The organism is Mucilaginibacter pedocola (genome assembly GCF_002013915.1).
Taxonomy (GTDB): domain Bacteria; phylum Bacteroidota; class Bacteroidia; order Sphingobacteriales; family Sphingobacteriaceae; genus Mucilaginibacter; species Mucilaginibacter pedocola.
Genome location: NZ_MBTF01000001.1, coordinates 596,501 through 622,419 on the forward strand (window position 1 = coordinate 596,501; position 25,919 = coordinate 622,419).

31 protein-coding genes and 1 pseudogene are annotated in these 25,919 nt (G+C 44.1%); 31 read left to right on the forward strand and 1 reads right to left on the reverse strand.

The features are described from left to right. The first annotated feature begins 50 nt into the window (after positions 1 to 50). The 10 genes and pseudogenes from BC343_RS02560 to BC343_RS02605 all read left to right on the forward strand — a co-directional run bounded on the left by BC343_RS02560 (position 51) and on the right by BC343_RS02605 (position 10,388). Positions 51 to 740 carry a response regulator transcription factor gene (locus tag BC343_RS02560; RefSeq protein ID WP_078346142.1) on the forward strand — a complete coding sequence of 230 codons (690 nt, stop codon included), beginning with the start codon at positions 51 to 53 and terminating at the stop codon, positions 738 to 740. After that, positions 724 to 1,983: a sensor histidine kinase gene (locus tag BC343_RS02565; protein WP_078346143.1), complete on the forward strand. Its 1,260-nt coding sequence runs from the start codon at positions 724 to 726 to the stop codon at positions 1,981 to 1,983. The genes BC343_RS02560 and BC343_RS02565 overlap by 17 nt, the downstream gene beginning before the upstream one ends. 56 nt (positions 1,984 to 2,039) lie before the next feature. Continuing rightward, positions 2,040 to 3,011, forward strand: coding sequence for a YncE family protein (locus BC343_RS02570; RefSeq protein WP_078346144.1), 972 nt, complete (start codon positions 2,040 to 2,042; stop codon positions 3,009 to 3,011). A gap of 5 nt (positions 3,012 to 3,016) precedes the next feature. Further along, a complete protein-coding gene (locus BC343_RS02575; protein WP_162276809.1) occupies positions 3,017 to 4,300 on the forward strand; it encodes a TolC family protein in 1,284 nt (427 codons plus the stop codon). Between the two features lie 5 nt (positions 4,301 to 4,305). Continuing rightward, positions 4,306 to 5,220 carry an efflux RND transporter periplasmic adaptor subunit gene (locus BC343_RS02580; RefSeq protein WP_078346487.1) on the forward strand — a complete coding sequence of 305 codons (915 nt, stop codon included), beginning with the start codon at positions 4,306 to 4,308 and terminating at the stop codon, positions 5,218 to 5,220. 6 nt (positions 5,221 to 5,226) lie between these two features. Beyond that, positions 5,227 to 8,346 carry an efflux RND transporter permease subunit gene (locus BC343_RS02585; protein ID WP_078346146.1) on the forward strand — a complete coding sequence of 1,040 codons (3,120 nt, stop codon included), beginning with the start codon at positions 5,227 to 5,229 and terminating at the stop codon, positions 8,344 to 8,346. An 11-nt stretch (positions 8,347 to 8,357) separates the two neighbouring features. Next, positions 8,358 to 8,975, forward strand: a complete 618-nt coding sequence (locus BC343_RS02590) for a phosphatase PAP2 family protein (RefSeq protein ID WP_078346147.1) — start codon at positions 8,358 to 8,360, stop codon at positions 8,973 to 8,975. A 1-nt stretch (position 8,976) separates the two neighbouring features. After that, positions 8,977 to 9,390 carry an EamA family transporter gene (locus BC343_RS02595; protein WP_078346148.1) on the forward strand — a complete coding sequence of 138 codons (414 nt, stop codon included), beginning with the start codon at positions 8,977 to 8,979 and terminating at the stop codon, positions 9,388 to 9,390. A 2-nt stretch (positions 9,391 to 9,392) separates the two neighbouring features. After that, positions 9,393 to 10,028 (forward strand): phosphatase PAP2 family protein, encoded by a 636-nt coding sequence (locus BC343_RS02600; protein WP_078346149.1) that lies wholly within the window; start codon positions 9,393 to 9,395, stop codon positions 10,026 to 10,028. Positions 10,029 to 10,055: 27 nt separating this feature from the next. Next, positions 10,056 to 10,388: pseudogene (locus BC343_RS02605) on the forward strand (YnfA family protein). A 46-nt stretch (positions 10,389 to 10,434) separates the two neighbouring features. On the opposite strand, the gene BC343_RS02610 reads toward BC343_RS02605, so the two are convergent. Next, the gene (locus BC343_RS02610; protein WP_078346150.1) at positions 10,435 to 11,127 is read right to left on the reverse strand and encodes a VIT1/CCC1 transporter family protein; all 693 of its coding nucleotides are present in this window, start codon (positions 11,125 to 11,127) and stop codon (positions 10,435 to 10,437) included. Between the two features lie 101 nt (positions 11,128 to 11,228). On the opposite strand from BC343_RS02610, the gene BC343_RS02615 reads away from it, so the two are divergent. The 21 genes from BC343_RS02615 to BC343_RS02710 all read left to right on the forward strand — a co-directional run bounded on the left by BC343_RS02615 (position 11,229) and on the right by BC343_RS02710 (position 25,672). After that, the gene (locus tag BC343_RS02615; RefSeq protein WP_078346151.1) at positions 11,229 to 11,618 is read left to right on the forward strand and encodes a YidH family protein; all 390 of its coding nucleotides are present in this window, start codon (positions 11,229 to 11,231) and stop codon (positions 11,616 to 11,618) included. A 46-nt stretch (positions 11,619 to 11,664) separates the two neighbouring features. Continuing rightward, a complete protein-coding gene (locus tag BC343_RS02620; protein ID WP_078346152.1) occupies positions 11,665 to 11,892 on the forward strand; it encodes a hypothetical protein in 228 nt (75 codons plus the stop codon). Between the two features lie 188 nt (positions 11,893 to 12,080). Next, positions 12,081 to 12,605 (forward strand): NUDIX domain-containing protein, encoded by a 525-nt coding sequence (locus tag BC343_RS02625; RefSeq protein ID WP_078346153.1) that lies wholly within the window; start codon positions 12,081 to 12,083, stop codon positions 12,603 to 12,605. A 94-nt stretch (positions 12,606 to 12,699) separates the two neighbouring features. After that, a complete protein-coding gene (locus tag BC343_RS02630) occupies positions 12,700 to 13,806 on the forward strand; it encodes a c-type cytochrome (protein WP_078346154.1) in 1,107 nt (368 codons plus the stop codon). 13 nt (positions 13,807 to 13,819) lie between these two features. Next, positions 13,820 to 14,278 (forward strand): DsrE family protein, encoded by a 459-nt coding sequence (locus BC343_RS02635; protein WP_078346155.1) that lies wholly within the window; start codon positions 13,820 to 13,822, stop codon positions 14,276 to 14,278. Positions 14,279 to 14,310: 32 nt separating this feature from the next. Beyond that, the gene (locus BC343_RS02640; protein WP_078346156.1) at positions 14,311 to 15,237 is read left to right on the forward strand and encodes a molybdate ABC transporter substrate-binding protein; all 927 of its coding nucleotides are present in this window, start codon (positions 14,311 to 14,313) and stop codon (positions 15,235 to 15,237) included. 11 nt (positions 15,238 to 15,248) lie between these two features. Continuing rightward, positions 15,249 to 15,887 carry a peroxiredoxin gene (locus BC343_RS02645; RefSeq protein WP_078346157.1) on the forward strand — a complete coding sequence of 213 codons (639 nt, stop codon included), beginning with the start codon at positions 15,249 to 15,251 and terminating at the stop codon, positions 15,885 to 15,887. Then, the gene (locus BC343_RS02650; RefSeq protein WP_078346158.1) at positions 15,884 to 16,624 is read left to right on the forward strand and encodes a substrate-binding domain-containing protein; all 741 of its coding nucleotides are present in this window, start codon (positions 15,884 to 15,886) and stop codon (positions 16,622 to 16,624) included. Before BC343_RS02645 ends, BC343_RS02650 begins: the two co-directional genes overlap by 4 nt. Positions 16,625 to 16,795: 171 nt before the next feature. After that, positions 16,796 to 16,942: a hypothetical protein gene (locus tag BC343_RS30920; protein WP_156088732.1), complete on the forward strand. Its 147-nt coding sequence runs from the start codon at positions 16,796 to 16,798 to the stop codon at positions 16,940 to 16,942. A 17-nt stretch (positions 16,943 to 16,959) separates the two neighbouring features. Then, positions 16,960 to 17,634, forward strand: a complete 675-nt coding sequence (locus tag BC343_RS02655) for a MarC family protein (protein WP_078346159.1) — start codon at positions 16,960 to 16,962, stop codon at positions 17,632 to 17,634. A 10-nt stretch (positions 17,635 to 17,644) separates the two neighbouring features. After that, complete coding sequence (locus BC343_RS02660; protein WP_078346160.1) at positions 17,645 to 18,538, forward strand: LysR substrate-binding domain-containing protein; 894 nt, start codon at positions 17,645 to 17,647, stop codon at positions 18,536 to 18,538. Positions 18,539 to 18,547: 9 nt separating this feature from the next. Then, positions 18,548 to 19,009, forward strand: coding sequence for a hypothetical protein (locus tag BC343_RS02665; RefSeq protein ID WP_078346161.1), 462 nt, complete (start codon positions 18,548 to 18,550; stop codon positions 19,007 to 19,009). Between the two features lie 74 nt (positions 19,010 to 19,083). Then, a complete protein-coding gene (locus BC343_RS02670; protein ID WP_078346162.1) occupies positions 19,084 to 19,455 on the forward strand; it encodes a hypothetical protein in 372 nt (123 codons plus the stop codon). Between the two features lie 38 nt (positions 19,456 to 19,493). Continuing rightward, the gene (locus tag BC343_RS02675) at positions 19,494 to 20,159 is read left to right on the forward strand and encodes an FAD-binding oxidoreductase (RefSeq protein WP_078346163.1); all 666 of its coding nucleotides are present in this window, start codon (positions 19,494 to 19,496) and stop codon (positions 20,157 to 20,159) included. Between the two features lie 74 nt (positions 20,160 to 20,233). Next, positions 20,234 to 20,842 (forward strand): Crp/Fnr family transcriptional regulator, encoded by a 609-nt coding sequence (locus BC343_RS02680; RefSeq protein WP_078346164.1) that lies wholly within the window; start codon positions 20,234 to 20,236, stop codon positions 20,840 to 20,842. Between the two features lie 59 nt (positions 20,843 to 20,901). Beyond that, positions 20,902 to 21,705 (forward strand): sulfite exporter TauE/SafE family protein, encoded by an 804-nt coding sequence (locus BC343_RS02685; RefSeq protein WP_078346165.1) that lies wholly within the window; start codon positions 20,902 to 20,904, stop codon positions 21,703 to 21,705. Further along, a complete protein-coding gene (locus BC343_RS02690; RefSeq protein WP_078346488.1) occupies positions 21,692 to 22,252 on the forward strand; it encodes a YeeE/YedE family protein in 561 nt (186 codons plus the stop codon). Before BC343_RS02685 ends, BC343_RS02690 begins: the two co-directional genes overlap by 14 nt. Then, entirely contained in the window at positions 22,249 to 22,659 is a 411-nt protein-coding gene (locus BC343_RS02695) for a DUF6691 family protein (RefSeq protein ID WP_202909713.1), read from the forward strand. The genes BC343_RS02690 and BC343_RS02695 overlap by 4 nt, the downstream gene beginning before the upstream one ends. Before the next feature lies 1 nt (position 22,660). Next, positions 22,661 to 23,998, forward strand: coding sequence for an MBL fold metallo-hydrolase (locus tag BC343_RS02700; RefSeq protein WP_078346167.1), 1,338 nt, complete (start codon positions 22,661 to 22,663; stop codon positions 23,996 to 23,998). A gap of 2 nt (positions 23,999 to 24,000) precedes the next feature. Further along, complete coding sequence (locus BC343_RS02705) at positions 24,001 to 24,618, forward strand: class I SAM-dependent methyltransferase (protein WP_078346168.1); 618 nt, start codon at positions 24,001 to 24,003, stop codon at positions 24,616 to 24,618. A gap of 82 nt (positions 24,619 to 24,700) precedes the next feature. Continuing rightward, positions 24,701 to 25,672 (forward strand): YeiH family protein, encoded by a 972-nt coding sequence (locus BC343_RS02710; protein ID WP_078346489.1) that lies wholly within the window; start codon positions 24,701 to 24,703, stop codon positions 25,670 to 25,672. Positions 25,673 to 25,919 lie beyond the last annotated feature (247 nt).

Genomic DNA, 25,919 nt, shown 5'->3' on the forward strand with positions numbered 1-25,919 from the left:
TGTTCTTTAGGTAGCTTTCGGTTACTAATAATAATAAGATACTATTAATTATGAAAATATTGATCGTTGAAGATGAGCCGGAACTTTTGCAAAGCATGCGTTTGTTCCTAAATAGCCAGGGCTATCGTTGTGAAGTAGCGGAAACCTACGAAACCGCCAGTGAAAAGATCATAGATGATATTTTTGATTGTATCATACTTGATATCTCACTGCCTGGCGGTAATGGTTTTGATTTGGTAAAACTGGTCAAAAAGCTTAAAAAAGATGATGGTGTGATCATTGTTTCAGCCTTCAATGAATTGGATAATAAATTAAACGGTCTGAAGCTCGGCGCCGATGATTATTTGGCTAAACCTTTCCATCTAGCAGAGTTAAGCGCCAGGCTACATGCGATTATTCGCCGCCGGAATTTTAGTGGTGCCGAAGTTTTTGAGCATAACGAACTGCGCGTTCAAGTTGAAGATAAAATGGTATTTGTGCATAACAAAGCACTTTTATTAAACAAGAAGGAATTAGACCTGCTGTTGTTTCTGATCGCCAACAAGAAACGTGTCATCTCAAAATCCGCCATTTCACAACATCTTTCCCAAAATGAAAGTGGCTATTACCGTGGTTATGATGTGATATATGCTCATATGAAAAATTTGAAGAAGAAACTGACCGATGCAGGGTGCCGCGATTATATTAAAACCATTTATGGCGTAGGATATAAACTTGACTGTGATGAGGCTACTGACTAAAACCTCCAGGTTACTGCTGGGTTATGCGATTGTTGTACTATTGGTAAGTATCCCACTTTTTTATTTTGTAATTGAGCAATTGTATTATCAGGACATAGATGATGCATTAAGGTTACGGAAAGAGGAGTTGACCATCAGGACTAAAGAGTTAAAAAGCGATCGGGATGTTGCCCTATGGTTGGCAATGGATAATGATGTTAAGATCAGTTCATCTGCTCCACCACTCCGCGATTCTATTTACCCTAAACTGTATCAGGACACCTTAGCGCATGAAATGGAGCCTTACCGGGAGCTGGCTACAGCGCTGCAAGTGAATCACAAAATATATCATGCGACCATTCGCCGGTCCTTGGTTGAAAGCCAGGACCTCATTGTTGGCATTGCTGAAGTACAAGGAATTTTGCTAATCATCCTTTTCATCGGATGGCTGCTGATCAACAGGAATATATCTAAAAAAATATGGAAACCATTTGACCGGATCATTGACTGGCTGCAAAACTATCAGGTTGATAAAGAACAATCCTTAATCTATCCAAATTCCGGGATCGTAGAGTTTGACCAGTTGAATAGGGTAGTGAACGACTTGGTCAGTAAAAATAAAAAGACCTATTTAGATCAAAAGAACTTTATTGAAAACGCCTCGCACGAAATGCAAACACCTGTGGCCATTTTGCAGTCTAAACTTGATCTGCTGCTTCAATCTCAAGGTCTGACTGCAGAACAAGCGCATCACCTGCAATCATCGTATGAGGTAATTGAGCGTTTAACTCATTTAAATCAGAGTTTGTTATTGTTATCCAGGATTGAAAATCAGCAATTCCCTGATCTGGTTGAGATAAGTGTAAAAGCGACCGTTGCAAAAGTACTTAAACATCTTGAGGCGTTGATAGACGACAAACCAGTCAGCCTAAATGTCGAATTACATGGAGACAAAATGCTTCATGGGCATCCGGTCTTGATAGAAATATTACTCTCCAACCTCATCACCAATGCCGTTCATCATACGTCTGCGAACGGATATATCCATATTTCTAATACCGATCACTGTTTTTTGATCGAAAATTCCGGCACACCGCTTCCGTTTGATCAAAGCAAGCTATTTTCCCGGTTCGGAAAACAGAACATAAACCGCCATGGTGTTGGTTTGGGTTTGGCCATAGCGTACGAGATAAGCCAGCTTTACCGACTGAAATTAAATTATCAGTTTAAAAAACATATGCATCAATTTTCAATCAATTTTTAGCATTTCAGAAACTTTTCAGAATGTCCGGCCACATTTGAGGTGGTTAAAGCGACATCATGAAGAGATTAATATTACTTCCGGCTTTTTTATTATCAGTATATACAGGAATTGCGCAAGAAAAACTCAAATTAATCAATACCGTCCCCCTTCCGGCGGTTAGAGGAAGTTTTGACCTGATGGCCTGTGATATTGGTGGTCATCGCCTATTTCTTTCAGCTCAAGACGATCATTCAGTGCAAGTGATCGATTGGCAAAAAGGTAAATTGATCAGAAGTCTGCCTGGCTTTAACGAACCCAAGTGGTGCTTTTACGACCCCGAAACAGCCTTTCTTTATGTGGCAACAGGTAAAGACGGTAAGATTACTGCCCTTAATAGCCATAATTTTCAAATCGTAAAAACTTACACTTTCCGGGAAAAATGCAACAATCTAAGGTACGACGCGCAAACACGTCAGCTTTTTGTAGGCATTGGCGATACTTTCGGCTCTATCGGGATCATCGACCTGCGGCGGCAAAAGATCATTGGACAGATCCCACTGGCAGGTTACCCCAAACAGTTTGAATTAACCAGCCAGCGCATCTATGCTAATGTTCCGGGCGAAGGGCTGGTGCAGGTGATCGACCGCAAAACGTCAAGGATAGTCGCCAGCTGGAAGATATCGCCATCAAATGACAATGTGCCTATGGCGCTTGACCGCGAACATCAGCTACTCTACATTGGATGCACTGGTGGCCGTTTGGTAGTATACGATGTTTCATGCGGAAAACAAGCAGACGCGATATCCATAAATAAAGATGCAGATGGCATTTATTTAGACCCAAAGCGCCAACGGCTGTATGTGTCTTGTGGCGAAGGATTGATAGATATCGTTGGAATAGAAAAACAACGTTTGGCTAACATTGGCCAGGTAACAACGCGAGTTGGCGCAGGCACGTCTTTATTCATCCACCAACTTGACCGATATGTGCTCGCTTTGCCTCAGACGAGCGATCAGCCTGCGGCGATCCAGATCTATCAACCGATGTAATGGCCATGAGATATCTATTGATCTTTTTTATATTGATGTGCCTGTGCTCAGGATCACTGAAGGCGCAGTCGAAACTGGATGATTTCCTTGAACTGAGTTACACCAATAGCCCACTGCTCAATGATGCCAGGAATCAGCAGGTGGTCAATCAGGCAGAAGCAGAACGGATACGCGCATTAACCACCAAATCACAATTAAGCCTTAATGCCAATTATCTCTTTGCACCGGTATATGTTACCGACGCCGGACATAAGGGCTTTGATATTAATTCCGGCGGCGCTACCAATTATTACGGATACGACCTCGGTGCGACAAATGGCGGAAGCTTGCAAGGATTACTGGTGGCTAACCAACCTTTGTTCGCCGGCTGGCGGGCCGATATTTTAGCAGCACAATCGCTGGTTAACGCACAGATCAATCAAAACACCGCCAAGTTAACCCGTCACGATCTTGAAAAGGCCATTACCGACCAGTATATGTTCTGCCTGCTCGACAAAAAGCAGATTGGTAACTCCATGGCCAATATGAAGATCATCGATCAGCAGCGCTTGATCGTCAAAAAACTTGTGAATGCCAGTTTGCTTAAAAACTCCGACCTCATCCTATTAAATATCGAATACGAATACAACCAGAATATTTTACTGGCCTATCGGGCAGCTTATCACAAGGACCTGTTGGAGCTGAGGGTAATGAGCGGCAGCCGCGATACAGCGGAGGTGGAATTGGAGCCCTTGGAAATAAAGTTAAAAACGCGGGTTGACCGATCCGCCTACCTGGAAAAATTCAGACTGGACAGCCTTGGTTTAGTTGCAACCCAAAATGCTTTTGAAACCAAATACCGACCGCAGATAAGTGTTTTCGGCAATACGGGGCTTAATGCCACACATTTCAATAATCTTTATGATCGCTTCGGGTTGGGCGCAGGTTTAAGCCTGACATGGAGCATTCTGGATGGACATCAGAAAGAGATTACCCGTCGTAAAACAATGCTACAGCTGCAAACGGTTGCTTTTAATAAAAGTACCGCGCAACTGCAAAACGATCTTCGCAAAAAGCAGGCGCTGGATGAACTTATGTCCTACGATGGCAGGGTAAAAAACCAGCAAAAACAGCTGAGTGATTACGAGTCATTATTGAGCAGTTACCGCACACAGATCATCCAGGCCCAGCTGTCGGTGATCGATTTTATTAATGTTCTGAAGAACCGCACAACTGCACAGCGAGATCTGCTGCAACTGGAAACCAACCGAAACTTATTGATCAACGCCTATAACTACTGGAACTGGTAATGCTTATGAAAAATTATATCCTTCTTTTATGCGCTTTGCTGGCACTCGCCGCCTGCCACAGCAATAACACTACTCCGACTAATGAAGCCAAGCCAAAAACCGCTGTTCAGATAACCCAGATCGGCGTTGGTACCATAAGTGATGACCTAGTGCTTTCCGGCACTTCGGTTTACCTTAAAAGGAATCTGGTGACCTCCTCCATCGCCGCATTTATTACACACGTCTACGTTAAATTAGGTGATCACGTGCGGAAAGGGCAGCGGCTTTATTTATTGGAATCCAAGGAGCGCAAAGCATTGGGTAATGATATCACTAAGGTAGACCCTTCACTAAAAAGCTTCGGACTGATCACCGTCTCCGCGCCCGCCTCGGGTATCATTACCACGTTTGATAAGCAGCAAACTGGGGAGTACGTGCTGGAGGGCACCCAACTTTGCACTATAGCCGCAAGTAACGATCTGGCTTTCCAGGTCAACGTCCCCTATGAATATGCCGGTCTGGTTAAACCGGGGAAGAAATGTCTAATCACCCTTCCCGATAACACGGTACATAAAGCTACCATTACCACGCCGCTGGCTACCATGAACGTGACCGAACAAACCCAGGTGTTGCTGGCCCGGCCCGATCAGGATCTTTTCCTGCCCGAAAATTTGCTGGCGAAGGTTTCTTTTGATCGCTCTGCACCGGGAAATCAACAAGTACTCCCCAAGTCTTGCGTGGTTAGCGATGAGCTACTGAAAGATTTTTGGGTAATGAAACTGGTTAATGACAGCACGGCTATAAAAGTTCCGGTAAAGATCGGTAACAATAACAATACGTCTATTGAGATACTTTCCCCCACGTTTCAAAAAGGCGATAAGATCCTGATCACTGGTAATTATGGTTTAGCCGACACTGCCCTCGTAACCGTTACTAAATAACCGGACATGACAGAAAAGAAAAATTATTTCCGGAAGTTTTCCCGCCCGATCTTATTTGTTGGTGCCATATTGTTGGCTGCGGGCGTCTATTTCTATACGCATATGCAGACCAACCTCTTTCCCGAGGTGCTGTTCCCACGTGTGTCCATCATTGCCGAGGCTGGCCAGTTGCCCATTGACCGTATGATGCTGACGGTGACCAAGCCGTTAGAAAGCGCTGTCAAAAAAGTCCGGGGTGTAACTATCGTAAAAAGCAGTACCAGCCGGGGCAGCGTAACCATAGATGTGTATTTTGACTGGGGCCTGGATACCTATGCGCAAAAAACACAGATAGAAAGCCGGGTGAATGAGATCAAAAACTTTTTACCACCCGGTATAAATATGTCCATCGAAGCGATGAACCAATCGCTTTTCCCGGTTTATGGCTATACGCTGTCCAGCAAAACCCATGGGCAGGTGGCTTTGAAAGACCAGGCCTACCTAACCTTGCGTCCAATATTTTCCAGGATCAAGGGCATTGCTAATGTGGTGACAAGAGGCGGACGTTCCAAAGAGTTCGTCATCATACCCGATGCCGTTAAAATGTCTGCATTGGGTGTCACACCATCAGAAGTTAAAACAGCATTTGCCAACAATAATTACGTCCTTTCCAATGGTAACCTGGCTGATTTTAACCGGATGTACCTAACCCTCACGGATACCCGTGTAATGGACGTAGACGGCCTTTCTAATCTGACCATTCGCAACGATGGCGCAAGACTGATCAAACTTCGTGATTTTGCGACTGTAGACGTGCAGGAGCAGCAGGAATTTGTTATTGTCAACGCTAACGGAAAGAACGCCATTCAGATAGACCTGGTTAAGCAGCCCGGAGTAAACCTTATTGACTTTGCAAAAGATGCGGCTGCAAAAGCCGACGAAGTACGTAAAGCTTTACCCGACGATTATGAACTTACGCCATATTACGACCAAAGCGCTTTTGTAGGCGATAGTATTCACAGCGTGATCAAAACGATCTACGAGGGATTGATCCTTGCCGTTATTGTCATGATCTTCTTTTTAAGATCTTGGAGGTCAAGTTTGGCGGTGATGCTGTCCATACCTGTTACGTTGGGCTTTACCATCACGGTACTTTACCTGGCTGGGATCACCATCAATATTATGTCTTTGGGTGCCATCGCTGCCTCGGTGGGGCTGATCATTGATGATGCCATCGTTATAATTGAACAGATACATCGGGAACATGAAGAATATCCTGAAAAAAATATTTTTGATGTGGTGATAGATGCGATCAGGGCGTTGTTGCCCGCCATGATCGGCTCTTCACTCGCAACCATCGTCATCTTCTTCCCTTTCAGGCTAATGAGTGGGCTGGCCGGCAGCTTTTTTAAGGAACTGTCCGATACCATGCAGATCACTTTGGTTTGCTCTTTCCTGGTTACCTGGCTTCTTTTGCCGGTCTTGCACATTGTGGTAGGTTATCGTCCTCATGAAAGCAGTGAACGTCAGCATAATGACTTCACGAACGATAAGCTTTCCTGGCTAACACGCACCTTTAAAAAGCCGGTGTTTGCTTTGTTGTTTATTGCATTGCTGGGGCTGTCTGCTTACATCGCGTCCGCTAAACTGGAAACCGGTTTTTTACCGAACCTGGATGAAGGTACCATCGTGCTGGACTATTTTTCGCCCGCAGGCACTTCGTTAGAAGAAACAGACCGGTTATGCCGGCAGATGGAAAAGATAGTTACGGCACAGCCCGAAGTGGAAACCTATTCCCGTCGTACAGGTGTTAAGATGGCTTTTAAAACTACGCAGCCCAACTTTGGCGACTATTCTATTCAGCTTAAGAAAGATAGAAATAAAACTACAGACGAAGTGATCAGCGAGCTTCGGGATAAAATAGGTGCACATGTGCCGCTGATGCACATCTCATTTGGCCAGCGTATTTCCGACCTGCTTGGCGACCTGATGAGCACACCTGCACCGATCGAGATCAAGATATTCGGTGATGATTACACCAAACTTCAGGAACTGGATAAACAAGCAACTGGTATTTTGCAAAAGATCAACGGTGTAGCCGACCTTGATGACGGCTTGATCCCTGCCGGGCCCTCGCTGGAATTCGTTCCTGATCAGGACAAACTGGACTTGTTCAAGATTTCCCTCACCGACTTCCAAATGCAATTATCGGCATATACCGGGGGCGTGCCCTTGGGTATGAACGCTGCCATTGCCGAACCATCGGCTTCGCAGGCCGCCCTGACCGGGGGTATACAGATCGGTGATCTGCAGGATGGGCAGCAGATGCGCAAGGTATTGTTGCGCTTTACCAATTTTAAGGACAATGACCTTGAACACTTAAAAAAGCAGCTCATCTTTTTACCAAATGGACAAACCCGGCCATTGTCTTTTTTCTGCACAGTAAATGTCTTACCGGGCGAGGTACAGCAAACCCGGGAAGACCTTAAATCAAACATCATTTTAACTGCCCGGCTGGACGGCCGTGACCTCGGCAGCGCCATTGCAGAGATACAGCATAAACTTTCTGCCGGATTGAATTTACCTAAAGGTTATTTTATAAGCTATGGCGGCGCATACTCCGAGCAGCAGCAATCTTTTAATGAACTGCTACTGATCCTTGGGCTCGCGGTGGTATTGGTGTTTGCCGTTTTACTATTTCTTTTTAGAGACTGGTTTTTGGCAGCGCTCGTCATCCTGATCTCAGTACTTGGAATATGCGGCAGCATTTTAGCTCTTTACCTGGTCAATATTCCTTTAAATGTAAGTAGCTATACGGGCATTATCATGATCGTCGGCATTATTGCCGAGAACGCCATTTTTACGCTTAACCAATTCCGGTTCACTTTGGCAGATTCCGACAACGTAGACACTTCCATAAATTATGCGATTAGCCTGCGTATACGCCCTAAGTTAATGACGGCTATCGGCGCCATTCTGGCATTGATGCCGTTAGCCCTGGGAATTGGCTTAGGTGCACAGATGCAGCAGCCCTTAGCAGTTGCGGTTATTGGTGGATTTTTAGCAGCGCTGCCTTTATTGCTTTTTGTATTCCCTTCGTTGATCAGGCTTGGCTACCGTAAGCATCTTGAAACTAACAAAATTTAAAATCACCTGATATGATAAAAATACTGTTGTTAAATAGGATATGGCTTTCTCTTTTATTGTTGCTATCCGTAAGTTGTGCCCGTGCGCAAAGTCTTGACCTTCGTTTACTGGAAAGCATTAATGGCCCCGTAAACCCAGGGCCAGACGCCACTTGGCGCGCAGTGACCAATAGTGCGCTACCCATCGCAATTGCTACCCCTGTAACCCTTTTTGTGGCGGGGCAGATCGGTCATGATAAAAGCCTTAAAGAGCAATCATATGTCGCGCTGGGAGCCCTGGCTGGTTCGGCGATATTGAGCACTACAATCAAGGCTATAACTCATCGTGACCGGCCATTTGTAAACCATAGCGATGTGATTTTTGCCAAACAGCTCCCTTCAGACTATAGCATGCCATCTGGCCATACCACGGTTGCCTTTTCTACGGCTACCACCTTAAGTCTTTCATTCCCCAAGTGGTATGTAATTGTTCCTGCTTACAGTTATGCGGCAGCGGTGGGCTATTCGCGTATGTATCTTGGCGTGCATTACCCTAGTGATGTACTAGGCGGTGCGTTATTGGGATCCGCTTCAGCATACATAACTTACAAGGCCAATAAATGGTTAAGAAAACATAAAAAGATCAATTAAAATGTGGTGGATATACGCTTTATTATCAGCATTTTTTGCTTCCCTAACGGCCATCTTTGCCAAGATCGGCGTAAAAGATGTTAACTCGGACCTGGCAACTGCTATCCGTACGATAGTGATACTTTTTGTTGCTTGGGGGATAGCATTGGCGCGTGGCGAAGTCAAAGGCATGGCCGAACTATCTAAAAATACCTGGATATTCCTCGGGCTATCCGGGCTGGCAACTGGCCTGTCGTGGATTTTTTATTACAAGGCACTGCAGATGGGAAAGGTTTCTCAGGTTGCTCCCGTAGATAAATTGAGCGTGGCGCTAACCATTATCCTCTCGGTTATCTTCCTTAAAGAAACCGTATCCCTAAAAGCGGCCTTGGGTGCAGGCCTGATCATCTGCGGAACATTAGTGCTGATCTTTTAATCATGATCTCTCAAAATAAAATTTCCCTTAAAATTGTCGCATTGTTGTGCCTGTTCTGCGTCAGTTTATCCATTGTACTCGCCACCTTATTTTACAACGAGGATAAAACGATTGTGCTATCTTTAAATAACCTTCGTAGACCGGCAAGAGACTTATTTTGGCTAACTACCACCAACACAGCCGGTATAATTGCCTACGGAATAAGTTTCATCGCGCTGATTGTTTCCCAGTTTACTAAGGCAAAAGAGCTAAAATATAAATGTATGGTAATTGTGGCCGCCGCTGTCTTCTCTGCTACTGCATCTACCGTACTAAAATTCATCATTCAAAAACCAAGGCCTGTCCACATGCTGACAACCATTCATGTATTAGGCCCGGCTGGCGGGTGGTCATATCCTTCCGGACACACCTGCGACGCTTTTTTCCTAGCAATGGCTTTAGCTTTAACATTGCCGCAGTATAAGAAAACGATTTTCCTATTCTACACATGGGCAATACTTGTGGCCTTCAGCCGCCTTTATTTAGGTGCACATTATCTTTCCGATGTGCTTGGTGGTATTGGCATTGGGAGTGCGATGAGTTTATTAGCATATCTATTGGCTCAATTCGTGGCAAAAAAGCACCATATGCCACTATAGTTGTATAATCGTTATCTTTAAACGATGATGAATGTGCTTAAATCCATTACTGTATTTTTGCTCGCCGGCCTGTTCGAGATCGGCGGCGGCTATCTTGTTTGGCAATGCTTAAAAGAGGGCAAACCTATTTGGTATGGCGTGGCAGGCGCATTAATACTGGCCATGTATGGCGTTGTCGCAACCTGGCAAACAGTAAGCTTTGGTCGGGCTTATGCCTCATACGGAGGCATTTTTATATTAATGTCACTTATCTAGGCCTGGAAGGCCGACGGATTTAAGCCTGATCGGTGGGACATGATAGGTGCCCTGATAGCGTTAATTGGCGCACGTATGAATATTTATATGCCGCGAAACTGGTAATGCAATTTGTTGATCAAGGGACATCGTTTATATTCCTTTATGTTCTTTAATGATTATTATTAATAGCTCTTGCCAATAAAAAGGCCGCTCCGGCAGCTAACGCCCCGATAACAACAACTTTAATAGCACCGCTAACTGGTGGCTGCCCGGTTAGCTTACTTTTGAAGTACCCGAAAATAAATAAAGCGATCAGCGTTATTATGCATGAGCCGCTTAACGCTTCGGTAGCGTCATGGATAAAGATATATGGTGACAGTGGTATAATACCGCCGACGATGTACGATGCCCCTATAGTCAACGCACTCTTCTTAGCCCGTTTTGGATCAGGCCTTTCTAAACCAAGTTCGTAGCGCATCATAAATTCTATCCACTTATCCTTGTCTTTCGACATTTCATTCGCGATCTGCTGCTGTAGATCAGTTGACAGGCCAAATTCGGCAAATATCTGCTTAACTTCCTCTTGTTCCTGTTCAGGCAGGCGTTCTACTTCATCATATTCCCGTTTAAGTTCGGAGTGATAATGATCTAAGTCCGTCTTCCCGGCTAAAAAGCCGCCGAGGCCCATCGCAATTGAACCTGCCACAATTTCGGCCATACCTGCGGTAACGACGATGTCGGAAGCATTTACGGCACCGCTTAAACCTGCTGCTAAAGCAAAGGGTACAGTCAATCCGTCAGACATACCAATCACGATATCCCGTATAGTTTCTGAGCTGTTAACATGGTGTTCCTGATGCATTTTCAAAAATACCCATCATAGTATAAAAGCTTTATAATCATTGCAATTTATGATTGGTCTTAATACGCCGAACAAATTACACAAGCACTAGTTATTGAAGAATGAAGCCTGACGACATAGCAACCAAAACAATCAACCCCGGTGATCATCTGGCCAATGAACGCACCTTTTTGGCTTGGATAAGAACCAGCATAGCATTGATGGGTTTTGGCTTTGTAGTGGTAAAATTCAGTTTGTTCGTCAAGCAACTGTCTTTGGTCATCACAGACAAAGTCGTTCTCCCCGGCAAAGGTTTTTCCGCAACCATCGGGATCCTACTCGTTGCTATCGGTGCCCTGATGGCTTTATTAAGTTATTTAAGGTATCGGCGTATTGAAAAACAATTACTTAGAAATACCTACTTTCCTTCGTTCGCCTTGTCGCTTTTGCTGACCGTTGCGATAGTACTCGTCAGCGGGCTGCTGCTTTGGTATCTGTTACCCAATACCTGATCAAACTTTCGTCTGAACAATTGCAATAGTTTAAAGTTAATAGATCATGGGAGGCACACAATTTAATATAACAGCTACATTGGAAGGCGGATCCGAAATGCAATATAACGTAACGCACCAGGACGAGACATTTGTCGTGCAGACCGGCGCCGGAACGATCACGCTGATCAATAACGGTGATAATTCATGGAGCATTGTTAACGGCGAAATCTCGCAAGAGCTTGCCAATACTATTGGGCAGGCCATTGAAGACCACTATAATAGAAATTCTTAATAGATGTCTATTTAGTATGATAACAAGTATTTCATTTTCCCACCAGCATAATAGATCATAACCTTTAATAGTTGGTAGCTAAATTGAGACACACCTGATAGCGCACCCAATGAGGTCAGGTAGGTATTCTTAAAATTGAGTAACGCTGATTCAAAAATCGGCGCATATAGCTTTTAGCACCTTGTCATATGATCACAGCCCCTGAAGAATATTACAAAGGACTTCCGCGAAAAACAATAGCCGCCTGTGTATTGATCCCGCACAACGATCTCTATTTGATCATTAGAAAAAGATCAACTCAACAATGGACCTTACCCGGAGGAATTGTAGAATCTGGAGAAAGCCCAATGGCCGGTGCTATTCGTGAATGCTTGGAGGAAACCGGTATTAGGCCAAGTATTGAAGGCTTATACCATGTATATTATTCGGAGCCTGTAATAGGTGAAAAGATCAGCTATGGTGATAGCATACATCTGATATTCAAAGCTAAGCCCATAACCGCCGACCAGCTTGACCAAATTTGCTTTCCTGATCAGGAAGCAGATGAATATCAATGGGTAGCATTGGATGAGGTCGCGTCTTTTGTACAAAGTAATTTAGGCAAGGCAATCATCAGCGCTTCTGGCGGGAATTTATATTCTGTTTGGAAAAGAACTTTAGATTCCCTAATGAATGAAGATGAATATTACCGATCAAAAAAAGATAGCCTGTAAACTATCGATAACCACAGATTATCGATCATCATATTTTGTAATATAATTTCAGCCTTTTTCGCTTGTACTTTTGATGTATCAACCATCAAACAAAATGAAACAGGAAGACGAAAATAGAGAAGTCACGAAAGCTTTGGTCAAGGTATCAAAGGCCTTAATAACCGTAAGTGTTTTGTTTGCGGTTTGTATAATAGCAGTGATCGTGACATTGGTAGTGCCAACTGATCATAAACCGGGTGAAGTTTCCCAACAGGTATATGGAAGGTCTGATCAGCCTGCTACCATTCCATCTACCGAAGCCTCTGCCGGCACTACACCACGCCCTATTCCGGCTGATGCCTGGAAAGCCCCTGATGAAAATACCATACCTACCGGTAAAGATGGCGAGATGATCAAATATGGCAGGGAGCTGGTCGCACATACCGCCAAATATTTTGGTCCTCAAGGCAGCATCGCGAAGATAACGAACGGGATGAATTGTCAGAACTGCCACCTTGATGCCGGATCACGCCTTTTCGGTAATAATTATGCCAGCTTTATTGCCAGTTACCCAAAACTGAGCAACAGGAGTGGCCGGGTGGAGCAGCCCGAAGAACGTATCGCTGAATGCTTCGAGCGTAGTTTGGCCGGTAAAGTGCCTAACCCTTCAAGTAAAGAGATCCAGGCCATGCTGGCCTATATGAAATGGGTCGGTAAGGACGTAAAGAAAGGTCAGAAACTATTCGGAAATGCAACAGAAAAGCTGGCATTTATGGATCAGGCAGCAGACCCGGCCAAGGGTAAGGAAGTGTTTATGATGAAATGCCAAAGCTGCCACGGTGCTAACGGCGAGGGCTTGCTGAATGCTGATAAAAAAACCTACGCCAACCCGCCGTTATGGGGAAAGCATAGTTACAATGATGGTGCAGGTATGTACAGGCTGACCAATTTTGCAGGATTTGTGAAAAACAATATGCCATACGGCGCTTCTTATCATAGTCCGCAATTAACTGATGAAGAAGCATGGAACGTCGGTGCCTTCGTTAACTCCCAGCCGCGCCCTCATAAGGATCAACATAACGATTGGAAAGACCTGAAGAAGAAACCGATAGATTTTCCGTTCGGGCCTTATGCCGACCGGTTCAGCGAGAAGCAGCATAAATACGGGCCATTCAAACCCATAAAAGACGCTCAAAAAGAATTAACCAGTAAAAAATCATAAACAAATAGAAAACATGAAAAAGTACATCATCATTTTAGTAGCCTTTGCGCTCACTGCTTTTGCAAAAAATGTCAAAGCGCAACAAACCGATCCCGCCGCCTTCACCGGCGCAACCGCAAAGCTCAAGCATTACAACGCGCTTTATATCATCAATTCCGGCGATGATAAAAAGATCAAGGGGACATTAAGAAACATCAATAATGCGCTGGAAGACACAAGACTGAAAGGTAAACTCCATGTTGAGCTGATCGCTTTTGGCGATGGTGTGGCTGTTTACATGAAAAGTAGTACTTATGAGCAAACTTTAAAGGACCTTCAGGCAAAAGGAGTGGTATTGGCACAATGTGATAATACCATTAAGGAAAGGAAGATCGATAAAGCTGACCTGTTCCCATTTATCTCTTATGTGCCGAGCGGCAACGGTGAGATCATCATCCGCCAGTACGAAGGCTGGGCCACCGTGCATCCTTAATCAGTACCCTCATTCAATTTATATAAAACATCATGAAATATCTTCAGAAAATAACATTCGCAATAACAGCAATAATAGCTTTAGGAAGCCAGGCAAAAGCACAGGATCATCGTTTCGATCCGCCATGGAATACCCCACCTGAAAGTAAAGTACAGTTTACCGTCCCAGGAGTGGACAATGTACCCGACCTGTTCGGCGACATTAACGATCCGCAACTGGTGGTCTTCTTTGCCGGGAACCAGTTCATGTGTATCGATGACCTGATGTCCGCCTTCAAAAAACAATACCCGCAATACCAGCGTGTATTTGCCGAAACCCTGCCACCGGGCATATTGGCTAAACAGATCATGGGGGGTAGCATCGTTATCGGAAATATGCGTATTACGCTTAAGCCGGATGTTTACACCGCAGGAAAAAGTCGTATCGATCAGATGCCGGAATATTTCAGCAAGACCGCACCTTATGCTTACAACCGCTTAGCTATTATGGTGCAAAAGGGTAACCCCCAAAAGGTGAAAGGATTAAAAGACCTGGGACGTACTGATGTGCGTGTCAGCATGCCCAACCCGGAATGGGAAGGTATCGGTAAGCGTATCGAAGAGGCTTATGTCAAAGCTGGTGGTGAAACTCTGAAAAAGGAGATCATGGACACCAAGGTTAAAAACGGCAAAACCTTTCTTACGCAAATACACCATCGCCAAACGCCAATGCGTATTATGTACAAACAAAGCGATGCTGCGCCGGTGTGGTTTACCGAAGCCTATTATCAAAAAATGATCGGCCACCCGACAGATATGGTAGAAATACCAGACGGTGAAAATATCAGCGCGACTTATGTGGCCGGGCAACTAAAAACCGCACCACACGCACAGGCTGCGCAGGATTTTATGGACTTTTTGGTGAGCCCGACCGCAAAAGCCATCTATAAAAAATACGGGTTCATTACAAAAAACGACTAATAATTAAAGATATGTCATTACACTTAGGGGACCTTGCTCCCAATTTTACCGCACAAACAACTATCGGAGAGATCGATCTTTACGAATACCTTGGCGACAGCTGGGGAGTATTATTCTCTCACCCGGCAGATTATACACCTGTTTGCACAACCGAACTCGGAAGAACGGCTTTATTAAAAAGCGAGTTTGATAAAAGAAATGTTAAGGCGCTGGCTTTAAGCATTGATCCGCTTGATAAGCACTTGTCATGGATAAACGATATCAATGAAACTCAAAACTGTAATGTTGACTTCCCGCTGATCGCCGACGAGGATCGAAAAGTTTCGGAATTATACGACATGATCCACCCGAACGCATCAGCGACAGCTACCGTCCGTTCTCTGTTTATCATCGGGCCTGATAAAAAAGTTAAATTGATGATAACTTATCCGGCATCCACCGGCCGCAACTTTAACGAAGTGTTGAGGGTGATCGATTCTCTTCAGTTGACGGATGAATTCAGTGTGGCGACCCCAGCGAATTGGCAAGCAGGCGAGGATGTGATTATTGGTCTCGGTGTTAAAACAGAAGACATTGAATCAAAATTTCCTGAAGGATACCGCATTGTAAAACCCTATTTACGCTATACGCCTCAACCTGCCAAAAAATGAAACTTTTGATCACCACTATAATTGTTTTAAAGGCCATTGTATCATTTGGACAAACAAAGGATACCTTGCATATTTATGGCCCCGGCGGCCCCTTGTCGGCCATGCAGGATTGTGCAAAGGCATTCATCGCTAAAACAGGCATCCCGGTAAAAGTGACTGGTGGCCCGGAACCGAAGTGGCTTTCACAAGCGCAGAAAAACGGCGATGTGATCTACGGCGGGGCGGAATATATGCTTACGCAGTTCATGCAAACCCATCCAGGGATGGTTGATGCAGTTACACGTGTCGAACTTTTTAAAAGGCGTGCGGCTATTCTCGTCCGACCGGGTAACCCTAAGCATATTATGGCTTTAAAGGATCTAGCCAAAACCGGCGTTAAAGTGCTTGATGTAAATGGGGCCGGTCAGTTGGGCTTGTGGGAAGACATTGCCGGTAAGGAAAACCTGATCGGGGGCATTCAGAAAAATGTCGGCGACTCATTCGCCAATACCGCGCTGGGCATCGATGCCTGGAAGAAAGACCAAAGCTATGATGCCTGGATCACCTATGCATCTTGGCATGAAAACCTGAAAGATGTTACGCAGTTGGTGGAATTGCCTTTGCCATTGCGCTTGTATCGAGGTACACCGGTAGCACTGACATCCAATACCAAACACGCTGCGCAAGCCAAACAGTTCATTCAGTTCTTACAAAGTGCTGATGCCCATGCGATATTTAAAAAATGGGGATGGGAATAAAACGTTTAATTGCATGTTTTTAATTTTTGAACAGGCCGGTTATACTGGCCTGTTTGCGTTAGATACTTGAAATAAAAAAGTTATTTATAACTTTAAACTATCAACCATGTAGGTTAATGATAAAAAAGGCTTGGTTTTATAATTGATCTTTGAAGTATAAACACAAAGATCATGAACTCAATTCAACGCTTAGTAAAACATCAATTTACAGATAAAACAGTAATTACCGGCAATAAAATCATCGAAATCGCAGCAGTTATTACTGCATTAGGGAGTGCTGTATTTCCATTTCTACTGCTGCTTATCAGATTAAGTTAACACAGATACCATTACATATGCCTAAATTATATCACTCATTTGTTAATCTTATTTTCATAGGCATTATCGCCTTGTTTCCGGTTGTTAATCCTATTGGCTCAGCTTTCATCGTAAGTTCATATTTCAACGGGTTAAGTTCCGTAGAAAAAAGACGAGCCGTCGGTAAGATTACCTTATACGCTTTCCTGATTTGTACCGTATCACTTTTTGCAGGCCATTGGATATTGCAGTTATTTGGTCTTTCCATTCCCGTGATTCAGGTTGCCGGCGGCATTATGATCTGTAAAATGGGTTGGGAATTTCTGTCAAGCGACAAAGCTTCTGATGAGGAAAAAGAAAATACCCGACAAAGCGTGCAGCCATCGGGCTTCGATCATATTGCTAACAAACTGTTTTATCCCATTACCTTTCCAGTAACTACTGGTGCCGGTACTATATCCGTATTGTTTACACTCAGTGCGCATAGCGAATCATTCAGCCGGACAGATTACTATATGAATATCCTGGCCATATTGGTTTCCATTTCAGTGATGTGTGTGCTGATCTACATCTTTTACCTGAATACCAAGACTATCATACATTTTCTCGGCATCAATGGAGAGAACATTGTAAACCGGATCTCCGCGTTCCTTATTTTTTGCGTCGGCCTGCAGATAGCACTCACCGGCCTAAAGGTTATCTTTAAACTTTAACAACACGATCATGTTCGATTTCCGTCTACAGGTTTTTCATACGGTGGCCAAAAGGCTGAATTTTACCAAGGCTTCCACGGAACTTTTTATCAGCCAGCCTGCGGTGACCAAGCATATTAAAGAATTGGAGGAACAGTTCAAAACGACGCTGATAGAACGCAGTGGCAATAAAAAAATATCGCTTACACCAGCTGGTGAATTGTTAGTTGCCTATGCAGATAAGCTGGCCGCCATCTACAACGAGCTGGATTTTGATATGAACCTGCTGATCAAAAAACATTCGGGTACGTTGCGTATTGGTGGCAGTAATACGGTTGCGCAATATGTGATACCGCCGGTATTGGCCCGTTTTCACGAAAAGTTTAAAGACGTGCAGGTGAACTTGGTACCCGGCAATACCGAGCAGGTGGAACAGGCGTTGTTGAACAAAGAGGTCGATCTGGGTATCGTGGAAGGCATCCTGCGCAATCCGCAACTCAGCTATCAGGAATTTTTGAGTGATGAATTGGTACTGATCTGTAGTGCCTCGAATACTTTTAAAAAAGACAGCATTAAGCCGGAAGAATTAATAGAATTGCCTTTATTGCTCCGTGAACCCGGTTCGGGAACGTTGGACGTTATTACTCACGCTTTAAAGCCTTTCAATATCAAATTATCAGATCTGAAGATAGAAATGCAGTTAGGCGGCACGGAAAGTATAAAGTCTTATTTGCTACACAGCAAATGTTTTGCATTTGTATCGGTGCAGTCGATCTTGAAAGAGCTGAAGTATAACGAATGCCGGATCATCGACATTAAAGACCTAACTATTGAGCGGCCATTTTATTTTATCCTGCCACACGGTCAACCTTCATCATTAGCAGAAATATTTATGCGATTCGCTAAAAGCTATAAGAGCCTATAAGCATCTGATATGACTGAAAAGAAGAAAAAAGTCATTATCATGTTTATTGCCGAAGCACCTGGCTCTACCAACAACCATTTTTATTTAAAAAACACCAATTTATTCCGGGCAATGCGCGCGGCCTTTGAACAGGCTTTTGGTAAATTTAGTTCTGCTGACGATTTTCTTGATTTTTTTAACAAGTCCGGCAGCGTCCTGGATCATCTATATCCTCTGGGTAAAGAAACATCAGTTAACTTAACGCCTTATGCTGCCGAACAGTTAGCAGATCGTATGCGTTTGATTCAACCTAAACACGTTATCATTTTAATGAAGCGAATTGCTCCCAATGTCAGGAAAGCAGCTATCGATGCCGGTGTCTCTCCATCTGAAATTTTGACCACCGCATATCCCGCAGGAAGTGAAAAGAACAGGCAAGTCTTTATTCACGATATATCAACATGGTTAAGACACATACTCGATAATTTTTAGTTATCGTCAAGTTGGATTCGTGATAAAAATCAGCCCAAAAAGCTATCGATATTTGAATAACAAAATCAAATATCATGAAAACGTATCAATTGGTCATCGACCCCAAATTCAAAGAAAACGGCAAGGAATGTAAATTCGATCACAGCCCTAAAAATGCTGTGGAACACACCGCAGTAGAAGATACACCTGTGATCGGTGTCAAAACAAAGAAAGGCTGGTTCGACAAAGATGCCCCTCAAAATCTTACCAGTAAGGAAGCTATGATCAGGGGAATTTTGGTAGTAACCATGCCAGCACTCAGCGCCATAGATTGGTATTGCGGCACCCATACCATATATATTCTCGCTCCGGTGTTGTTTTATTTGGAGGTAACTGCACTAACCATGACATGCCCTATTAAATCAATATTTAGTAAATACAGACATACAAATTTGCCTGAATTGTAATTTAAAGTTAAATTCCATCACACTTAGTTTAACACATCATGAAACATACGGTTGAAATAATTTCTGTTAAACAGATCACTCACGATGTTAAAAGGTTCAGGCTAACAAAGCCCGCCGGTTATCGGTTTAACCCGGGACAAGCCACCGAACTTTCGATCAACAGACCGGAATGGACAGATGTCCTCCGCCCGTTTACCTTTACAAGTTTAAACTCAGAGAACTTTCTTGAATTTACCATCAAGATCTATCCGGATCATCATGGTATGACCGAACAATTAGACAAATTGGGAAAAGGTGATGAGTTGATCATTAATGACCCGCGGGGGGCAATTGAATATAAAGGCCCCGGATATTTTATTGCGGGTGGCGCAGGGATCACGCCTTTTTTAGCCATTTTAAAACAACTTCATCAATTTGGCCAGTTAAATGGGAACACTTTGTTCTTTGCGAATAAGTCAAAGGGTGATATTATTCTTGAGGATGATCTTAAAGATATGTTGTGCAGCAAAGTGACATTTCTTATTAGCGGGCAAACAGAAGATCCATATTTGAATGAAAGGATCGGGTATGCATTTCTCAAAGAAAACTTCAATGACCTTAAGCAATATTTTTATATATGCGGGCCGGAGCAAATGGTGAACGATGTAAACGACATCTTATTAAGTATGGGCGTATCGCCGGATAGATTGGTTTACGAGAAGTAAACATGGTGTATTCAACAGTAATACACAACTCTCTAAGATTTTATAATGCGCCGCAAGCCTGCTAAATTTACCGCATGATACAGTTTGGCCCAGCATTGCAATCAGCGTTAGAAGAGAACAGCCAGCGGAAGCAATTACCGGCCGGCACGGTGCTGATGTCATCCAACAGTTATGTGCGATCATTGCCGGTGCTTTTATCCGGCAGTATGCGGGTTATGCGGCAGGATGAGGACGGCCGCGAGATCCTTTTATATTATATCAAACCCGGCGAAAGCTGTATCATGTCATTCCTGGCCGGGATACATGAGGATACCTCGAAAGTACGCCTGGAGGTAGAAGAAGATGCCGACGTCTTAATGCTGCCCATTACCAAAGCCAGCGAATGGGTAAAAAGCTATCCCGAATGGGCCGACTTTATTTTTAAACTTTACCACCAGCGTTTCGAAGAATTGCTTACTGTGATCAATGAAGTTGCCTTTCAAAAATTGGATGACCGTATTGTAGAGTTGCTAAAAAAGAAAGCCGCGGTATTTAATTCACATGAGTTTCAGGTCACTCACCAGCAACTGGCAGAAGAGTTGGGCACTACGCGCGAAGTCATATCACGCCTGCTTAAGCAAATGGAAAAGAAGGAAATGATTACTCTTTCCCGCAATAAGATAACTTTAAATTTCCCTGTGTAACATAAGTCACCAATAACCAGGCCGAAAGCAAATAGCTTTGTTCCATCAATCATCAGGTTTTGGAAATAGCAGGTTACGCAGCTTCGGTTTTAATTGGTTTGTCCCTCGGTTTAATTGGCGGCGGTGGATCTATTCTCACCGTACCTATTCTCGTTTATTTTTTTGCTATCGATCCGGTGTTAGCGACCACTTACTCTTTATTTGTAGTTGGACTAACCAGTACCGCAGGCGCGGCCAGCCATTACCTAAAAGGCAATGTGGATGTTAAGACCGCGTTGATCTTTGGTTTACCATCCTTGGCCGCCGTATTTATCATGCGGAGATGGGTAATGCCAGTGATACCAATTCACTTATTTACGCTCGGACACTGGACTGTTGCCAAAAGCATGCTGCTGATGCTGGTTTTTGCCGGTTTGATGCTGGCAGCATCCCTTTCCATGATCCGGAATAAAAAGGAAGATCTTGGTAGTTCCCTAGAGCTTAGTTATCCAAGATTAATTTTCCAGGCCATAGCTGTTGGCCTTATCACTGGTTTTGTAGGTGTTGGCGGTGGTTTTCTTATTATTCCATCGCTGGTATTGCTCGCAGGTTTACCGATGAAAAAAGCAGTGGGTACTTCGCTTATGGTAATGACCATTAGCTCGCTGCTGGGTGTATTGGGTGATATCACCGGGCATGTAGTAATAAATTATGCGTTTTTAGCTGTCTTTTCGGGTTTTGCCATTGCCGGTATCATCCTTGGCAGTTACCTCACGCGGTTCATTAGCGATACTCGCCTGAAGCCTGCCTTTGGCTGGTTTGTATTGGCTATGGGTATCTTTGTTTTAATAAGCACTTTAACTAACTCACATGGACATCATTAAACAACCGTGGCCCTGGTATGTAGCCGGGCCTTTAATAGGCCTCATCGTACCGGCGCTATTAATATTAGGTAACAAAACATTCGGTATCTCATCAACCTTACGGCAGATCTGCGCGGCTTGTATCCCGGCAAATATTTCCTTTTTTAAATACGACTGGAAGAAGGACACATGGAATTTGTTTTTTATTGCAGGCATCGTTATAGGCGGATTCATCGCCGCGCATTTATTGTCTAATCCCGGGCCGGTGGGCATCAATCCTAAAACCATTGTTGCCTTGCAGCAGCAGGGCATTAAAGATTTCAGCGGTTTACTGCCACAGGATATTTTTAGTTTCAAGGCGCTTACCACTTTAAAAGGGTTTGTATTTATGGTAATTGGCGGTTTGCTGGTCGGCTTTGGTACGCGCTATGCCGGCGGCTGTACTTCCGGCCATGCCATTATGGGGATCTCTTCTTTACAATGGCCTTCCCTGGTAGCTACCTGCTGCTTTATGATTGGCGGCTTCGTCATGACCTGGCTGATCTTACCTTATTTATTACAGCTATGAAGAATCTGAAGTTTTTACTGGTAGGGATATGTTTCGGTATCATCCTGATCAAATCCGAGGTGATCTCATGGTTCCGCATACAGGAAATGTTCCGTTTGCAATCCTTTCATATGTATGGCATCATCGGCAGCGCCATTGTAGTGGCCATGATCGCTATAGTATTGATCAAGCGCTTTAATATCAAAACGATCTATCAGGAACCTATTGTTATCCCGGACAAGAAATTTAACTGGGGATACGTTTATGGCGGATTGATCTTTGGATTAGGCTGGGCGCTTACCGGCGCGTGCCCCGGTCCGCTGTTTGCGCAGATCGGCAGCGGTATTTTGGTTACAACTGTAACGCTGCTGAGCGCTCTTGCAGGAACCTGGGTTTATGGTTTATTACGTGAAAAACTCCCTCATTGATATGAAGATCGAACAATTTGAAGATAAAGGCCTGTCGCATTATTCCTATGCGATATTAAGCGAATGCGAAAAAAAGATCGTGCTGATCGATCCATCAAGGGATATTACCTCATACCTCTCTTATACAAAAGCGCACGATGCAACAATAATTGGTGTGATCGAAACCCATCCGCACGCCGATTTTGTGAGCGGGCACCTGGAATTGCAACAGGTTACTGGAGCGGTCATTTATTGCTCTAAACTATTGGGCGCTGAATATGCCCATCAAACATTTGACGATGGCGATGAGCTCTCATTCGGCAAAATAAAACTCAAAGCCCTGAACACACCAGGGCATTCGCCGGATAGCATCAGCATTGTTTTAGCACATAATGGCCAGGATAAAGCCGTGTTTACCGGCGATACACTGTTCATTGGTGATTGCGGTAGGCCTGATCTGCGTGAGCAGGCCGGAAACCTCACTGCGAGGCGTGAGGAATTAGCCAAACAGATGTATCATTCACTCCGCGACAAATTGTTGGTGTTGGACGATGCGGTTTGGGTTTACCCGGCACATGGCGCAGGTACCTTATGCGGTAAAGCGCTAAGCGATGCTAATCGCAGCACTATCGGCGCAGAAAGAGCGGGCAACTGGTCGTTACAGGAAATGAGCGAAACTGAATTTGTGCAGACCTTGCTGGGAGATCAGCCATTCATACCAAAATACTTTGCTTATGATGTTGCCTTGAATAAGCATGGCGCACCACCATTACAACCAGCATTAGCTGGCGTTCCGGCCAAAAAACCGGTCGAGCTGAACAGCGAAATGTTTATTATCGACGCCCGCCCTGAACAGGAATTTAAAAAAGGACATTTGCCAGGATCGATCAATATTCAGGATGGCGGCAAATTTGAAACCTGGCTGGGCAGCATCATTGCTCCCAAAGAAGCTTTTTGTTTAGTAGCTGAAAACGAGGAGAATTTAAATCAATTGATCAGCAAAACCGCTAAAATCGGTTACGAAGCTTTTTTAGAAGCCGCATTTGTGATTGACGGAGGCCACGAACAAATGGCAGAACTGAATTTTGCTCATTTTGCTGCGCACCCGGAGCAATACACGATAGTCGATATCCGAAACGAAGCTGAAGTAAAAGCGCAGCCGGTTTTCCGGAATGCTCTTCCTATTCCACTATATGAATTGCGGGAGCGTTTAGCGGAAATTCCTTTCAGTAAACCTATTGTGGTGCATTGCGCCGGAGGCTACCGCAGTGCTGCCGGCAGCAGTATTGTTGCTAACGCATTTGATTCGAAAACCAACGTGTTCGATCTTAGTGAAGCGATCAAAAAGTTTATATCTTAACAATGGCTGATAAAAAAGAACACTGGGAAAACGTTTATGCTCATAAAAAGCTGACCGAAGTAAGCTGGTACGAAGAAAAGCCGGAAACCTCGTTAAGCATCATCAACAGTTTTGATCTTCCCAAGGATGCCGCCATTATCGACATTGGTGGCGGAGACAGCTTACTGGCCGATCATCTGTTGGAATTGGGTTACTCCAACATTACCGTATTGGATATTTCTGCCAAGGCTATTGACAGGGCGAAGTTACGGTTGGGTGATAGAGCTTATGAAATTAAATGGAGTGTAAGTGATGTGCTGGATATTTCAACAGACAAACAATATGACCTTTGGCATGACCGGGCAGCTTTTCATTTTTTGACCGATTCAAAAGAGCAAATCAAATATGTGGCGGCGGCAGCTAAATATTTAAGCGCTAACGGAAAGCTTATCATCGGGACTTTCGGAGTAAATGGCCCTGAAAGATGCAGCGGATTAGCTGTTGAACGTCAATCCCCAGCTTCGTTATCGAATATTTTCCAGCAGCAGTTTCAATTAACCGGCAGCATAGAACATATTCATCATACACCTTTTGATACTGACCAGGTATTTAATTACAGTTGGTTTCAAAAACTACCATAACCTGTGGTTATCGTTCATCGCGGTTTATGATAAAAATCTTTACTGAATAAGGATGAATTTTGGGGTATCAAAACAAAGGATCATGAACACCCAACATCAGTTAACTAAGTCCGCAACTTTTTTTCACCTGAACGAAAACACTCGTAAGATCATATTTATACTTTGTGTGGCCTTATGCCTCACACCGTTCGTTAGTCCAGCTATAGCCTTAATGTTAGGTTTGGCGGTCGCTCAACTGTCCGGTCATCCTTACCTGCATTTAAACCATAAAGCAACCCATTTGCTATTACAGGTTTCGGTTGTGGGCTTGGGCTTTGGCATGAACGTACATAGCGCTATGCAGGCTGGTAAAGAAGGCGTATTGTTTACCATCGCGTCTATCGCAAGCACATTAGTTTTCGGTTTTCTGATCGGCAAATGGCTGAAAATTGAAAAGAAAACCTCATACCTCATATCAAACGGAACAGCTATTTGTGGAGGCAGTGCCATAGCGGCCATCTCCCCGGTGATCAAAGCGGAAGAAAAACAAATTTCTGTTGCGTTAGGCTGTGTGTTTATTTTGAACTCTGTCGCGCTGTTCGTGTTCCCGGTTGTCGGGCATTACTTCAACCTGTCGCAAACACAATTCGGTTTATGGTGCGCCATTGCCATTCACGATACCAGTTCAGTGGTTGGCGCTGCCAGCAAATATGGCACACATGCCTTAGAGGTCGCCACTACAGTGAAATTGGCCAGGGCGCTTTGGATCGTACCGATCGCTTTCCTTTCAACTTTCCTGTTCAAGAATAATTCTAAAAAAGTAGCTATCCCTTATTTTATCGGTTTATTCATCCTGGCTATGATCGCCAATACTTATCTGCCGATGGTTAAACTGATCAGCCCCTATATGGTAATGGTCGCTAAAGCGGGACTTACTTTGACTCTGTTCCTGATCGGCGCAGGTTTATCTCGTCAGGTATTGGCCTCGGTTGGAATCAAACCTTTGTTGCAGGGCGTGGCCTTATGGATACTGATCTCGGTGAGCGCTTTATACGCTATCATGCACTTGGCATAATTTCATAAAATAATCGCATAATCCCGTAAATAGCAAAATAGCTTTACAAGCTATTTTGCATTTAACCATTTCGGGTAAGTTTCCCCGCCATGGATTAGTCTCGGTCTTAATGACTTGGAGAGAACCAACAAATAGAAAGTAAAAAACTGCTGGCCTGCAAAAAAAATATTTAAATAATTGGCCGAAAGCACAGAAGCAGAACTAGCGACCGAAGCATTAAATGAAGGTTATAACGGGGAATTGCCTG

What these genes read in the sequence shown, in the direction of transcription:
- BC343_RS02635 (WP_078346155.1), top strand. Translation starts at nt 13,820, where the DNA reads ATGAAAAAGTACATCATCATTTTAGTAGCCTTTGCGCTCACTGCTTTT.
- BC343_RS02690 (WP_078346488.1), top strand. Translation starts at nt 21,692, where the DNA reads ATGGACATCATTAAACAACCGTGGCCCTGGTATGTAGCCGGGCCTTTA.
- BC343_RS30920 (WP_156088732.1), top strand. Translation starts at nt 16,796, where the DNA reads ATGAACTCAATTCAACGCTTAGTAAAACATCAATTTACAGATAAAACA.
- BC343_RS02670 (WP_078346162.1), top strand. Translation starts at nt 19,084, where the DNA reads ATGAAAACGTATCAATTGGTCATCGACCCCAAATTCAAAGAAAACGGC.
- BC343_RS02645 (WP_078346157.1), top strand. Translation starts at nt 15,249, where the DNA reads ATGTCATTACACTTAGGGGACCTTGCTCCCAATTTTACCGCACAAACA.
- BC343_RS02695 (WP_202909713.1), top strand. Translation starts at nt 22,249, where the DNA reads ATGAAGAATCTGAAGTTTTTACTGGTAGGGATATGTTTCGGTATCATC.
- BC343_RS02660 (WP_078346160.1), top strand. Translation starts at nt 17,645, where the DNA reads ATGTTCGATTTCCGTCTACAGGTTTTTCATACGGTGGCCAAAAGGCTG.
- BC343_RS02705 (WP_078346168.1), top strand. Translation starts at nt 24,001, where the DNA reads ATGGCTGATAAAAAAGAACACTGGGAAAACGTTTATGCTCATAAAAAG.
- BC343_RS02625 (WP_078346153.1), top strand. Translation starts at nt 12,081, where the DNA reads ATGATCACAGCCCCTGAAGAATATTACAAAGGACTTCCGCGAAAAACA.
- BC343_RS02650 (WP_078346158.1), top strand. Translation starts at nt 15,884, where the DNA reads ATGAAACTTTTGATCACCACTATAATTGTTTTAAAGGCCATTGTATCA.
- BC343_RS02610 (WP_078346150.1), bottom strand. Translation starts at nt 11,127, where the DNA reads ATGCATCAGGAACACCATGTTAACAGCTCAGAAACTATACGGGATATC.
- BC343_RS02620 (WP_078346152.1), top strand. Translation starts at nt 11,665, where the DNA reads ATGGGAGGCACACAATTTAATATAACAGCTACATTGGAAGGCGGATCC.
- BC343_RS02675 (WP_078346163.1), top strand. Translation starts at nt 19,494, where the DNA reads ATGAAACATACGGTTGAAATAATTTCTGTTAAACAGATCACTCACGAT.
- BC343_RS02665 (WP_078346161.1), top strand. Translation starts at nt 18,548, where the DNA reads ATGACTGAAAAGAAGAAAAAAGTCATTATCATGTTTATTGCCGAAGCA.
- BC343_RS02570 (WP_078346144.1), top strand. Translation starts at nt 2,040, where the DNA reads ATGAAGAGATTAATATTACTTCCGGCTTTTTTATTATCAGTATATACA.
- BC343_RS02710 (WP_078346489.1), top strand. Translation starts at nt 24,701, where the DNA reads ATGAACACCCAACATCAGTTAACTAAGTCCGCAACTTTTTTTCACCTG.
- BC343_RS02700 (WP_078346167.1), top strand. Translation starts at nt 22,661, where the DNA reads ATGAAGATCGAACAATTTGAAGATAAAGGCCTGTCGCATTATTCCTAT.
- BC343_RS02615 (WP_078346151.1), top strand. Translation starts at nt 11,229, where the DNA reads ATGAAGCCTGACGACATAGCAACCAAAACAATCAACCCCGGTGATCAT.
- BC343_RS02630 (WP_078346154.1), top strand. Translation starts at nt 12,700, where the DNA reads ATGAAACAGGAAGACGAAAATAGAGAAGTCACGAAAGCTTTGGTCAAG.
- BC343_RS02590 (WP_078346147.1), top strand. Translation starts at nt 8,358, where the DNA reads ATGATAAAAATACTGTTGTTAAATAGGATATGGCTTTCTCTTTTATTG.
- BC343_RS02565 (WP_078346143.1), top strand. Translation starts at nt 724, where the DNA reads ATGAGGCTACTGACTAAAACCTCCAGGTTACTGCTGGGTTATGCGATT.
- BC343_RS02680 (WP_078346164.1), top strand. Translation starts at nt 20,234, where the DNA reads ATGATACAGTTTGGCCCAGCATTGCAATCAGCGTTAGAAGAGAACAGC.
- BC343_RS02560 (WP_078346142.1), top strand. Translation starts at nt 51, where the DNA reads ATGAAAATATTGATCGTTGAAGATGAGCCGGAACTTTTGCAAAGCATG.
- BC343_RS02575 (WP_162276809.1), top strand. Translation starts at nt 3,017, where the DNA reads ATGAGATATCTATTGATCTTTTTTATATTGATGTGCCTGTGCTCAGGA.
- BC343_RS02580 (WP_078346487.1), top strand. Translation starts at nt 4,306, where the DNA reads ATGAAAAATTATATCCTTCTTTTATGCGCTTTGCTGGCACTCGCCGCC.
- BC343_RS02585 (WP_078346146.1), top strand. Translation starts at nt 5,227, where the DNA reads ATGACAGAAAAGAAAAATTATTTCCGGAAGTTTTCCCGCCCGATCTTA.
- BC343_RS02640 (WP_078346156.1), top strand. Translation starts at nt 14,311, where the DNA reads ATGAAATATCTTCAGAAAATAACATTCGCAATAACAGCAATAATAGCT.
- BC343_RS02600 (WP_078346149.1), top strand. Translation starts at nt 9,393, where the DNA reads ATGATCTCTCAAAATAAAATTTCCCTTAAAATTGTCGCATTGTTGTGC.
- BC343_RS02595 (WP_078346148.1), top strand. Translation starts at nt 8,977, where the DNA reads ATGTGGTGGATATACGCTTTATTATCAGCATTTTTTGCTTCCCTAACG.
- BC343_RS02655 (WP_078346159.1), top strand. Translation starts at nt 16,960, where the DNA reads ATGCCTAAATTATATCACTCATTTGTTAATCTTATTTTCATAGGCATT.